This is a genomic window from Streptomyces sp. NBC_01439, assembly GCF_036227605.1.
GTDB lineage: Bacteria > Actinomycetota > Actinomycetes > Streptomycetales > Streptomycetaceae > Streptomyces.
Map to the genome: position 1 here is coordinate 2956632 of NZ_CP109487.1, position 12502 is coordinate 2969133.

The 12502-nt window shown below is 70.1% G+C and carries 8 protein-coding genes; 2 read left to right on the forward strand and 6 right to left on the reverse strand.

Features of this window, described 5'->3' with window-relative positions:
- Positions 1–11: 11 nt before the first annotated feature.
- Positions 12–401, forward strand: a complete 390-nt coding sequence (locus OG207_RS12660) for a winged helix-turn-helix transcriptional regulator (RefSeq protein WP_329098658.1) — start codon at positions 12–14, stop codon at positions 399–401.
- 132 nt (positions 402–533) lie between these two features.
- Here the strand turns inward: OG207_RS12660 and OG207_RS12665 are convergent, their stop codons facing one another.
- Together OG207_RS12665 and nrdR are read right to left on the reverse strand one after the other, a co-directional pair.
- On the reverse strand, positions 534–3422 hold the full coding sequence (locus OG207_RS12665) for a vitamin B12-dependent ribonucleotide reductase (RefSeq protein WP_329098660.1): 2889 nt from the start codon (positions 3420–3422) through the stop codon (positions 534–536).
- Positions 3423–3566: 144 nt separating this feature from the next.
- Entirely contained in the window at positions 3567–4079 is a 513-nt protein-coding gene (nrdR, locus tag OG207_RS12670; RefSeq protein WP_329098662.1) for a transcriptional regulator NrdR, read from the reverse strand.
- A 468-nt stretch (positions 4080–4547) separates the two neighbouring features.
- Between nrdR and lexA the strand changes: the two genes are divergently transcribed.
- On the forward strand, positions 4548–5342 hold the full coding sequence (gene lexA / locus OG207_RS12675; RefSeq protein WP_150259859.1) for a transcriptional repressor LexA: 795 nt from the start codon (positions 4548–4550) through the stop codon (positions 5340–5342).
- Positions 5343–5446: 104 nt separating this feature from the next.
- Here lexA and OG207_RS12680 read toward each other — a convergent pair whose 3' ends face one another.
- From OG207_RS12680 to OG207_RS12695, 4 genes are all read right to left on the reverse strand, one after another.
- On the reverse strand, positions 5447–7417 hold the full coding sequence (locus OG207_RS12680; protein WP_329098664.1) for an ATP-dependent DNA helicase: 1971 nt from the start codon (positions 7415–7417) through the stop codon (positions 5447–5449).
- Positions 7418–7469: 52 nt separating this feature from the next.
- The gene (locus OG207_RS12685; protein ID WP_402695302.1) at positions 7470–9362 is read right to left on the reverse strand and encodes an IucA/IucC family protein; all 1893 of its coding nucleotides are present in this window, start codon (positions 9360–9362) and stop codon (positions 7470–7472) included.
- A gap of 99 nt (positions 9363–9461) precedes the next feature.
- On the reverse strand, positions 9462–10175 hold the full coding sequence (locus tag OG207_RS12690; protein WP_329098666.1) for a GNAT family N-acetyltransferase: 714 nt from the start codon (positions 10173–10175) through the stop codon (positions 9462–9464).
- 32 nt (positions 10176–10207) lie between these two features.
- Entirely contained in the window at positions 10208–12487 is a 2280-nt protein-coding gene (locus tag OG207_RS12695) for an IucA/IucC family protein (RefSeq protein ID WP_329098668.1), read from the reverse strand.
- Between the last annotated feature and the right edge of the window lie 15 nt (positions 12488–12502).

The following is a 12502-nucleotide window of genomic DNA, read 5'->3' on the forward strand; positions in this document are numbered from 1 at the left end:
ACTCTCCCCGCATGAAGACCACTGTGGAATCGTCCGGGCTGCCGGCCGACGTCTACTCCGCGAAGTGCCCTACCCGCCAGGTCCTCGATCACATCTCCGGCAAGTGGACCATCCTGGTCGTGGACGCCCTCCTCGAAGGCATCCTGAGGTACACCGAATTGAGTCGGCGCATCGAGGGCGTGTCACAGAAGATGCTCACCCAGACCCTGCGCGGCCTCGAAGCCGACGGGTTCGTCACCCGCACCGTGTTTCCCACCATCCCGCCCCGGGTCGAATACGAACTGACGGAGCTCGGCCGGAGCCTCGCGGGGCCGATCACTGCGCTCCGCCAGTGGACGGAGACCCACATCAACGAGATCGAGCGGGCCCGGGCCGCGGCGGAGGCCGGGAAGGTCCTTTGAGCAGGTGCATCAAGCAGTAGATCCACAACGCCGAGAGGGTGCCGACCATTGGTCGGCACCCTCTCTCACGTGCAGGTCAGCGCCCTGAGCCGCACATCCTCAAGGATGCATCGGGCGCGGTTCCGCCTGGTTTCAGCTGCAACCGCTCGTCGAGCCGCAGCCCTCGCAGATGTAGCAGGAGCCGGCGCGCTGCATCTTCGTACCGCAGGAGAAGCAGAGCGGGGCGTCGGCGGAGACGCCGAGCTGCATCTCGACCAGTTCGGCGTTGCTGTGCGCCGTCTTCGGGGCCGGGACGGAGGCCGCCACGACCGGCTTCGGGACCGACGGGACCGCGGCCAGCGGGGCCGCCTGCATCAGGGCCTCGGTGTCCAACTCGTCTTCGAGCGGCTCGTAGGAGCCGGTGTCCAGGTGGCGCTGGCGCTCGTCGGCGGTGTGGATGCCGAGGGCGGAGCGGGTCTCGAAGGGCAGGAAGTCCAGCGCCAGACGACGGAAGATGTAGTCGACGATCGACTGCGCCATCCGCACGTCCGGGTCGTCCGTCATGCCGGCCGGCTCGAAACGCATGTTCGTGAACTTCGAGACGTAGGTCTCCAGCGGAACGCCGTACTGCAGACCGACCGAGACGGCGATCGAGAAGGCGTCCATCATGCCCGCGAGGGTCGAGCCCTGCTTGGACATCTTCAGGAAGACCTCGCCCAGACCGTCGTCCGGGTAGGAGTTCGCCGTCATGTAGCCCTCGGCGCCACCGACCGTGAAGGAGGTGGTGATGCCCGGGCGGCCCTTGGGGAGGCGCTTGCGGACGGGGCGGTACTCGATGACCTTCTCGACCGTGGCGCGGATGGTCTCCTCCGCCTTGGCGGTGACCTCCTCCTTCTCCACCTCCTTCTTCTTGGCGGAGAGGGGCTGGCCGACCTTGCAGTTGTCGCGGTAGATCGCGAGCGCCTTGACGCCCATCTTCCACGCCTCGAAGTAGATCTCCTCGATCTCCTCGACGGTCGCCGTCTCCGGCATGTTGACCGTCTTCGAGATCGCGCCGGAGATCCAGGGCTGGATCGCGGCCATCATACGGACGTGACCCATCGCGGAGATGGAGCGCTCGCCCATGGCGCAGTCGAAGACCTCGTAGTGCTCGGTCTTCAGGCCCGGGGCGTCGACGACCACGCCGTGCTCGGCGATGTGGGAGACGATCGCCTCGACCTGCTCCTCCTGGTAACCCAGGCGGCGCAGGGCCTGCGGGACGGTGCCGTTGACGATCTGCATCGAGCCGCCGCCGACGAGCTTCTTGAACTTGACCAGGGCCAGGTCCGGCTCGACACCGGTGGTGTCGCAGGACATCGCGAGACCGATGGTGCCGGTCGGCGCGAGGACGGAGGCCTGGGAGTTGCGGAAGCCGTTCTTCTCGCCGAGGCGCAGGACGTCCTGCCAGGCCTCGGTGGCCGCGGCCCAAATGCTGTTGTCCAGGTCCTCGGTGCGCGGCGCGAGGGCGTTGGCGTCGGCGTGCTGCTTCATGACGCGCTTGTGGGACTCGGCGTTGCGGGCGTAGCCGTCGTAGGGGCCGACGATGGCGGCCAGTTCGGCGGAGCGCTTGTACGCGGTACCGGTCATGAGCGAGGTGATCGACGCGGCGAGGGTGCGGCCGCCGTCGGAGTCGTACGCGTGGCCGGTGGCCATCAGCAGGGCGCCGAGGTTGGCGTAGCCGATGCCCAGCTGACGGAAGGCGCGGGTGTTCTCGCCGATCTTCTGCGTCGGGAAGTCCGCGAAGCAGATGGAGATGTCCATCGCGGTGATGACGAGCTCGACGACCTTGGCGAAGCGCTCGGCGTCGAAGGACTGGTTGCCCTTGCCGTCGTCGTTCAGGAACTTCATCAGGTTGAGCGAGGCGAGGTTGCAGGACGTGTTGTCCAGGTGCATGTACTCGCTGCACGGGTTGGACGCGGTGATGCGGCCGGACTCGGGGCAGGTGTGCCAGTTGTTGATCACACCGTCGTACTGGATGCCCGGGTCGGCACAGGCCCACGCGGCCTCGGCGAGCTTGCGGAAGAGCGCCTTGGCGTCGACCTTCTCGATGACCTCACCGGTCATGCGGGCACGCAGGCCGAACTCGGTGCCGTTCTCGACGGCCGTCATGAACTCGTCGTTCACGCGGACGGAGTTGTTGGCGTTCTGGTACTGGACGGACGTGATGTCGTCGCCGCCCAGGTCCATGTCGAAGCCCGCGTCGCGCAGGGCGCGGATCTTCTCCTCCTCCTTCACCTTGGTCTCGATGAAGGCCTCGACGTCCGGGTGGTCCACGTCCAGGACGACCATCTTGGCCGCGCGGCGGGTGGCGCCGCCCGACTTGATCGTTCCGGCGGACGCGTCGGCGCCGCGCATGAAGGAGACCGGGCCGGAGGCGTTGCCGCCGGAGGAGAGGAGCTCCTTGGAGGAGCGGATGCGGGAGAGGTTCAGGCCGGCGCCGGAGCCGCCCTTGAAGATCATGCCCTCTTCCTTGTACCAGTCGAGGATCGACTCCATGGAGTCGTCGACGGCCAGGATGAAGCAGGCGGAGACCTGCTGCGGCTGGGGCGTGCCGACGTTGAACCACACCGGGGAGTTGAAGCTGAAGATCTGGTGCAGGAGGGCGTAGGTCAGCTCGTGCTCGAAGATCTCCGCGTCAGCGGGCGACGAGAAGTAGTCGAAGTCCTCGCCGGCCTTCGTGTACGTCTTCACGATCCGGTCGATCAGCTGCTTCAGACCGGTCTCTCGCTGCGGGGTGCCGACCGCGCCGCGGAAGTACTTGCTGGTGACGATGTTGACCGCGTTCACCGACCAGAAGTCGGGGAACTCGACACCGCGCTGCTCGAAGTTGACCGAGCCGTCGCGCCAGTTGGTCATGACGACGTCACGGCGCTCCCAGCTCACCTCGTCGTAAGGGTGCACGCCCGGGGTGGTGTGGATGCGCTCGATACGCAGGCCGCCCTTGGCAGCCTTGGTCCCCTTGGCGCGGGAACCACGTGCCGAGCCGCTCGCCGTCTCTGTCATGCCGCTTCCTCCCATATGCGGGCAAAAACGCCCTAAAGTGCCATCGATATTCCGCGGCACAGTGCTGTGTCTTGTGTCTACGTCTCTTCGCCTGGCCGACCGGCCGCATCACGACGCGTGAGCGCCGCGGCACGGATGGTCCGATCAGTCGGCGGCGGAGGCGGGCACGGGGACCTGGGCGGTCCCACCGAGCTCGCACTCTTCGGTATGAGACCGCGATACGCGGAGTTCCGCGATGGCGGTCTCGAAGTCTTCAAGGGTGTCGAAAGCTTTGTAAACGGAAGCGAAGCGCAGGTACGCGACCAGGTCGAGCTCCTGCAACGGGCCGAGTATGGCCAGACCCACATCGTGGGTGGTCAGCTCGGCACTCCCGGTGGCGCGCAGCGCCTCCTCGACCCGCTGGCCGAGCTTGGCGAGGGCGTCCTCGGTGACCGGCCGCCCCTGGCACGCCTTGCGCACGCCGGAGATGACCTTGGTGCGACTGAAGGGTTCGGTCACCCCGCTGCGCTTGATCACCATCAGCGAGGCCGTCTCCACCGTCGTGAATCGACGGGAGCAGTCGGGGCACTGACGGCGCCTGCGGATCGACGTACCGTCGTCCGTGGTGCGGCTGTCGACGACACGGCTGTCGGGGTGCCTGCAGAAGGGGCAGTGCATGGTTCCCTCACCCTCCCTTTTGGCACGATCGAATCACCCCACGGAGCCCCTGAACGACGGAGACTGACTCCGTCGGGGGCTCGTGAAGCAGCCACAAGCATATGCGATGCCGAGGCCCCCGGAAGACCCGAGGACCACAACCTCTGGGTGGCAGCGCTCATCCAACCACTAGATCTTGGGTTGTGGCGGATTTACATGGCTTCGCGTGTCGCGGCGTCCGATGGGCGGACGCACGGCCTCCTGGTGCCACACTGGGCACAGGCCCAAAAGCGGCGATCCGACCGGGAACGGTACCGTAGGCGGCGAATGCCGGGCCGAACCCACGTTCGACGAACCGATCGTCCATACACCCCTTGATATGCCCACGCAGGACGATCTGCGATTTTTCACTCGAACGTGTGTTTGGCGCAACCTTTCGAAAGCTACTACCGTTGTCCAGCTAGGGAGAACATTTCGAGAGGGGCCGACGTGACCACCACCGCAGACAGTGCCGCCATTACCGCCCAGAACCGCTCCCAGAGCCGACTCGAGCCGGTGCATGCCATGAACGACGCAAACCTGAACCCGGATGCGGAGCCCGCAGTACGCCCCGCACGCTCGCTGCCAGGTCGACCTCCAGGCATTCGCGCCGACAGCTCCGGGCTCACGGACCGGCAGCGGAGGGTCATCGAGGTCATTCGCGACTCCGTGCAGCGTCGGGGTTACCCGCCGTCGATGCGGGAGATCGGCCAGGCGGTCGGCCTGTCCAGCACCTCGTCGGTCGCACACCAGCTGATGGCCCTGGAGCGCAAGGGCTTCCTGCGCCGTGACCCGCACCGCCCCCGGGCCTACGAGGTGCGAGGCTCCGACCAGCCGAGCTCGCAGCCCACGGACACCACAGGCAAGCCCGCCGCGTCGTACGTTCCCCTGGTCGGCCGGATCGCGGCCGGCGGCCCGATCCTCGCCGAGGAGTCGGTCGAGGACGTCTTCCCGCTCCCCCGCCAGCTGGTCGGCGACGGCGAGCTCTTCGTCCTCAAGGTCGTCGGCGACTCGATGATCGAGGCCGCCATCTGTGACGGCGACTGGGTCACGGTCCGTCGCCAGCCGGTCGCGGAGAACGGCGACATCGTCGCCGCGATGCTCGACGGCGAGGCCACGGTCAAGCGCTTCAAGCGCGAAGACGGCCACGTCTGGCTCCTCCCGCACAACGCCGCCTACCAGCCGATTCCCGGCGACGAAGCGACGATCCTTGGCAAGGTCGTCGCGGTACTGCGTCGGGTCTGACCCCGCCGCCCCCATTCAGCCCCCGGAACCCACTGCGCCGGTTCCGGGGGTTGCCCTGTTCTCTGCGGCCAAACCACCACCGCTCGCGAAGATGTGGTCGCCCGCTACTTGCCGTCAGTCTGAGCGGCGGCGTCGATCGCAGCGAGCGAGCGGCGGACCTGGTTGCGGTCCGTGGTGTACCAGAAGTCCGGCAGCGTGGCCCGCAGGAAGCTCCCGTACCGGGCCGTCGCCAGCCGGGGGTCGAGGACCGCGACGACGCCCCGGTCACCCGAAGCCCGTACGAGGCGGCCGGCACCCTGCGCCATCAGCAGCGCGGCGTGCGTGGCCGCAACGGCCATGAAACCGTTGCCACCGTGCTCCTCGACCGACTTCTGCCGGGCGCTCATCAGCGGGTCGTCGGGGCGCGGGAAGGGGATCCGGTCCATGACCACGAGCTGACAGCTGGGCCCGGGCACGTCCACGCCCTGCCAGAGCGAGAGCGTCCCGAACAGGCAGGTCTTCGGATCGGCGGCGAAGGACTTGATCAGCTCGCCGAGGGTCTCCTCGCCCTGGAGCAGGATCGGATGGTCGAGCCGGCCGCGCAGCTCTTCGGCGGCCGCCTTGGCGCCGCGCATGGAGGAGAAGAGACCGAGGGTGCGTCCACCGGCCGCTTCGATCAGCTCGGCGAGCTCGTCCATCATGTCGCCGCGGGTCCCCTCGCGGCCCGGCGTGGCCAGGTGCTTGGCGACGTAGAGGATCCCCTGCTTCGGGTAGTCGAAGGGCGAGCCGACGTCGAGGCCGCGCCACACGGGTACGTCGTCGCCCTCGACCCCCTCGGGGGACAGGCCCAGCGAGGCCGCAACCCCGTTGAAGTCGCCGCCCAGCTTGAGGGTGGCGGAGGTCAGGACCACGGAGCGGTCCTCGAACAGCTTCTCGCGCAGCAGGCCGGACACCGACAGGGGGGCGACGCGGAGGGTGGCGCCGAAGCGGTCGTGGCGCTCGTACCAGACCACGTCGTACTCGGAGCCGTTGGTGATCCGCTCCGCCACGCCGTGGATGCTCTCCACCGCGGCCAGCGCCTGCTTGCGCACCGCGTCCTCGTCGTGGACGGACTTGTCCCGGGTCGCGCCGATCGCCGAGATCACGTTGCGCGAGGCGTCCCGCAGGGACATCAGCGCGTAGCCGAGGTCCTCCGGGATCTGCTCCAGCCGACCCGGGAGCGCCAGCTCCATGACCCGCTCGAAGGTCTCGGAGGCGGTCTGCAGGGAGTCCGCGGTCTTCTCGTCGACCAGCTTGGCGGCACGCTTCACGGCCCGGTTGACCTGGCCCGGGGTGAGTTCGCCGGTGGCGACCCCGGTCACCCGGGAGACCAGCTCGTGGGCCTCGTCCACGATCAGCACCTCGTGCTGCGGCAGCACGGGAGCGCCTTCGATGGCGTCGATGGCGAGGAGGGCGTGGTTGGTGACGACCACGTCCGCGAGCTTGGCCCGCTCACGGGCAGCCTCCGCGAAGCACTCGGCGCCGTACGCGCACTTCGTGGCGCCCAGGCACTCGCGGGAGGAGACGGAGATCTGAGACCAGGCCTTGTCCGAAACACCAGGGGTCAGGTCGTCGCGGTCGCCGGTCTCGGTCTCGTCCGCCCAGTCGCGCATGCGCAGCAGGTCCTGGCCGAGCTTGCTGGTGGGCGCGGCCGCCTCGAACTGGTCGAAGAGTCCGTCCTCTTCGTCCTGCGGAGCGCCCTCGTGCAGGCGGTGCAGGCACAGGTAGTTGGACCGGCCCTTGAGCATGGCGAACTGAGGGCGGCGGCGCAGCTGCGGATGCAGTGCCTCCACGGTCCGGGGCAGATCGCGCTCGACGAGCTGCCGCTGGAGGGCGAGGGTTGCCGTGGCGACCACCACGCGCTCGCCGTGCGCGAGGGCCGGCACCAGATAGCCGAGCGACTTTCCGGTGCCGGTACCGGCCTGGATCAGCCGGTGGGAGTTGTCGTCGATCGCTTCGGCGACGGCTTCGGCCATGGCCACCTGGCCGGGGCGCTCCGTGCCGCCGACGGCGGAGACGGCGGCGTGCAGCAGGTCGGGGAGGGAGGGCTTCGTCATAGCACTCCCAACCCTACGGGGCCGCACTGACAGCGAGCGCACCGGCGAGCAATCATGGCCGGTACAAGGGGTTGGGCACGGTGCCGTGCTGCACGGCGTGCGGACGGTCGGGCCGGTCGCGGTAGCCGTCCTCGTAGAGCCGGTTCCGGTTCAGGCAGAGCCGTCCGATGCGTTCGCCCAGCAGGTCGAAGAGCTCGTAGCGGTCTTTGAGCTCCGGGAAGCGGGCCTGGTGGCGGAGGATCTCCGCCCGTACGAGGGACCAGAACGCGCGCTCCGGGACGCCCAGGCCGTCCTCGCACAGGGCCGAGAGGTAGCGGAAGACGCCGACGAACAGACCGGAGTGGATGAACTGGGGCAGGAAGTCGGCGGGCTCGGTGAGCAGGACCGCTCGGACCTCGTCGGGCAGGGACTCGAGCTCGGGCAGCGGTTCGTCGGTGATGTTGACGTCGTCCACGAAGTCCTTGACCGCGAGCCGGACCGGGACGTCGCACTCGTCGAAGATCACGATGGCGTTCTCGCCGTGCGGGGAGAAAACGGTGCCGTAGCGGTAGAGGAAGTGGAGCAGTGGGGGCAGGAGGGCGGCGAAGAGGCGCTGGAGCCAGACGGTGGGGGTCAGTCCGGACCGGGCCACGAGTTCGGTGGTGAAGGACCGGCCGCGCGGGTCGGTGTGGAGGAGGGAGGCGAGCGTACGGGCGCGCTCGCCGGGTGCCAGCAGGCCGGTAAGGGGCTCGCGCCAGATCGCGCCGAGGAGCTCCTTGTACTGGTACGGGACCTCGGGGAGCGCGTCGTAGACCGGGTGGCGGACGGTGACGGAGGCGACCTCGCCGAGCAGGACGACCCGGCACTCGTCGCGGAGGAAGGGGTCGCCGTCGCGGAGGGAGTGGATCCAGGCGGTGACGGCCGGGGCTGCGAGCGCGAGGTCGTTGGGCAGTCCGCGCCAGACCATGGTGTTGAAGACGGAGAGCGGGAGTTTGACGCTGTGCCGGTCGGGCCTACTGAGGTTGAGGAACGTACGGACGGACTGCTGCGGGAGACGCACGTCGGGATCGGCGGGGAGCGGGACCAGGGCGCCGGAGGCGAGCGCCGGGGCGAAGAGGGGGAGCACGACCTCGTCCCACTGCCAGGGGTGGATCGGGAGGTAGAGGTAGTGGAGCGGGTCGAGGCCGCGGTCGCGCAGGGACTGGTCGAAGGCGGCCCGGGTGACGGGGTCGAGCTCGGCGGAGTAGAGGTGGGCGGGGTCCTCCAGGCCGGCGGTCCCGCGGTAGGCGGCGAGCGAGGTGTGGGCGGCGAGCCAGGGCAACCGCTGGCGGGTGCGCGCCTCGGGGGCCCATGCGGCGGTGTCGGAGGCGGAGAGTCCGATCCGGCCCTTGTTGGGGACGAGCCAGGGGTGGCCGGTCTGGTGGCCTTCGAGGGCGGCGTAGTCGAGGTCGGCGAGGACGTCGGCGGTGAGTGCGGTGTGGTCGAGTCGGGCGTCGGCGGTGAGGGTGGCGCTGAGCTCGCGGACGAGGTGACCGAGGGTGGGTCCGTCGAGCCCCAGGAGGTTCCGGGCCCGGATGAGGAAGGCGTACGGATCCTCGAGTGCGGTCGGGCTCCCGAGGGCGCCCGGCACGATCGGTGCTGTCGGTGCGGTCGGCGAGGGTGGCGGTGGGGTCAGGATGATCGTGTCCGGGGTGACGTGCCAACTGCCGTACGAGCGGCGCCGGGCGCGGAAGCCGAGGCTGCTGCCGTCGTCGAGGGTCAGGGTCCAGGCGTCCCCTGCGGTGGCCGGTGCGGGGACGGGGCGGATGATCTCCTCGTAGGCGAACTCGCCGAGCATCTTGGCAAGCAGCCGGCGGGCGGCGAGGCCCCAGGTCCCGCGGTTGAGTTCGGGCGGCGTGCAGAGGTCCCGGGGCAACGGCGGCCCGGCGGGGTCGGCAGCGTGGGGGGCTGCGGGGAAGTTCGGCACGTGACTCCTCGGAGGTCGGGAACTTTGCTTCGTTACGCAGAGTTATCGAGGGGAGAGGTGCGAAGCTGCCGACGACGGTCGGGGTTTGCGGGGCGGCACTCAGAGGAGATTGCGCAGCACCCGCTCCCGGATCATCAGGGCGGCCCGCTTCTCGGGAAGGTCGATTTCCGCGGAGCAGCGGAAACCGGAGTTCAGGAAGGCTGATACGGAGGGGGTGTTGCGGATGTCCGGTTCCGCGACGACGCGTGTGCAGCGGGGGCGGTTGCCGAGGACCAGGTCGGCGACGGCACGCAGCAGAGCCGTTCCCAGTCCGCGGCCGCGGTTCGTGCCGTCTCCGATGAGCAGGTGGATACCCGTGTCGTGGGGGCGCGCCGGGTAGTGCCCGGAGAGCGGGTCAAGGTCGGCTCGGTAGATCTCCCAGTAGCTCATCGGCGTGCCGTCGAGGAGTCCGAGGCAGGGGATGCTGCCGCCGTCCCCGTCGAGCTGGGCCCGCAGGTGGGCATCAGTGACCGCGGCGGGGCCCGCGAGCTCCCAGTAGGCGGACACTTCGGGATCGTTCATCCAGCCGGTGAGTAGCTCCAGGTCACGGCCGGGCCGCACGGGTTCGAGGCGGAAGGCTCCGGCCGGTGTGGTGACGCTGCCCCAGATGGCGGGGGAATCGAGCAGGTCGGCCTCGGCGAGCAGGGGCAACAGCTCCGCATTGAGGCGTTGTGCGCGCCTTCCGCGGGCGACTTCGACGACGCCGGTGGTGGTGCGTGTGTCGTGGCCGGGTCGCGCGGCTGGAGCTTGGGCTGAAGTGTCGGTGGAGGGCATCGGGGGCTCTTCTCCGCGTCGGCGCCGACGCGTCAATCGTGAAGGGGGTTGGTGATGGTGACGTAGACGGACTGCGTGTCGACGGGGCCGACCAGCTCGTCGAGGCCGCCCAGGCGGGTGAGCAGATTGGCCTTGCAGCGCAGGGTGGGCGAGTCGAGCAGCCGTGCCGGGAGCGGGCCGAGGCCGGCGGCCTTGGCGAGGAAGCGGCGGAAGGCGGCGAGGAGGACCCGTTCGTCTGCGAGCCGCTGGGATCCGAAGGCGCCGATGAGGCCCAGCACGTTGTTGATGCCGAGGTAGTAGGCGAAGCGTTCGTCGGCGACGGCGTCGGAGACGAAGGTGTCACTGGCGCTGCCGATGCCGGGGAGCCGGTGCTCCAGTTCCGCGCGGCGGGATTCGCGGAAGTAGTAGCCCTGGTTGTCGCGGTAGCGGCCGCCGATCGGCCAGCCGGCTGGGTCGAGGAGCACCAGGGTGTTCTGTTGGTGCGCTTCGAGGGCGATACCGGCGAGCGCATCGAAGGCGAGGACCGGCAGCACCACGTGGTCGAGGTAGCGCAGGAACCACTCGGCGGCGACGGCGGACGTGGTGTGGCCGGTGGCGATGGCGAGTCCGGTGATGAGTTCGGCGAGGCGGGAGCTCATGGTGGTCCGGCCGGGCCACGGGCGGGGGGCGGTGAGTGCGGCGATGCAGACCGGGTCGTCGCCCGAACGGAAGGGGTTGTGGCGCAGCAGGGCGTCAAGTCCGGGCACGGGGGTTCCGTCCGGCGCGTCCACGGCGACCCAGGCGGGGTCGCGGACGATGTCGAAGGCGGGGTGGGACGCCTGCCACTGCTCGGCGAGGCCGGTGCGGAGCAGCCGGTGTACCTCGACACCGCGGTGGAGTTCCTTGCGGAGGTTCTCGCGGCGGGAGTTGGTGATGCGCAGGCCCAGGGAGAGCTTGAGCATCGCGGGGGCGCCCGGTCGGTGGACGGTGCGCACGGAGGATGTGGGGTACCAGGGCTCGCCGTGTGGGCCGAGGTCGTACAGAAGTCCCGCGTCACGGAGGGCGGAGACGGCGGGGCGCTCGAGCAGGTCACGGGCCTGCCAGGGGTGTAGGGGAAGGGGGGTGGTGCCGCCCGGCAGCGGGAGACCGGGGGCGAGTCGGCCGAGGAGCTGTGGCGCGGAGACGGGGCGGCCGCTCTCGGTCCAGGCCGATTCGCTCGCGAGGGCCGCGGGGTCGATCGCGAACCAGTGCAGGGGGAAGGAGCCGTGGAGTTCGGGTGAGTAGCGGCGTACCTCGGCCTCGGAAAGCCCTTCACGGCTCTTCGGGTCCGGCTGGAGGGGGTGACCGAGGAGGAGCGCCTGCTCGGCGGTGAGGAAACGGTCCCCGCCCAGGGGGGCCGGGGCGGTGGGGCGTTCCCGCCGGTCGGCGATGAATTCGGCGGTGCGGCGCACGGAGTCGGCGACCCGGCCGACGAGGTCGGCGGCGCCTCGGCCACCGCTCGTGCCTTCTCGGGCGATGAGCGCGGCGATGGTGACGGCGTCGAGGGAGGGTGCGGCGGCGGTCGTGCCTTCGAGTCGGACCGCACCGAACCGGTGCCAGCCGGCGTGGGACCAGTGGCGGACGGGAACGAGCAGGGCGGTACCGGAAGCGGGAAGGGGGATGCGCAGGGGGGTTCCGGCGGGGCCGTCGGGGCGGCCGAGACCGGATTCGCGGACCCAGCAGCGGAGCAGGTTCTCCACCGCCGCGGCCTCGGCGGCGACGGCCGGGTCGGGGTGGTTGAGCAGGTCGGGCAGTGTGGTCGGCTCCAGCCGTAGGGGGCTCGTCCATCCGGAACGGGGCCGGGGTGTGCCGTCCTTCTGCCGCGGCACCGTGGCCGTTGCCCCGGCGTCGGTCCCGCTGGCGGCCGCCACCGGGGGAAGCTGCTCGGCCGGTGCTCCGGGGGCTCCGGCTCCGGGGGTTCCGGGTGCGCCCGTCGGGCGTGGCTTCGGGTGCTCGGCCGTGGCTCCGTCGGCGTGGGAAGGCGTGCCGGCCGGGGGCGGGGTCGGTGCGTCCTCGGCGGGCACGGGCCGGGCCGGCGGGGTGACAGCGGACCCCGAGCCCTGTACCTCGTGGACGTCGGGCCGCGGCGGCGTCGGGGACGGCGGCTCCGCGACCTCCCTCAGCGGCGCAGAGGTGCCGGGCGACGCTGACGTCTGTCCCGGGGCGACGGCCTCCTCGTGGTCCGGGAGCGGATTCGGCAGCGCCGGGGCCGGCCCCGGCGGCAGCGGGGCGGGCCGGTCGGGAGACAGTGGCTGGTTCTCCGTGATGGGGGTGGAATGGTGCGGATCGGGCATCGCGGGTCCTCGGGG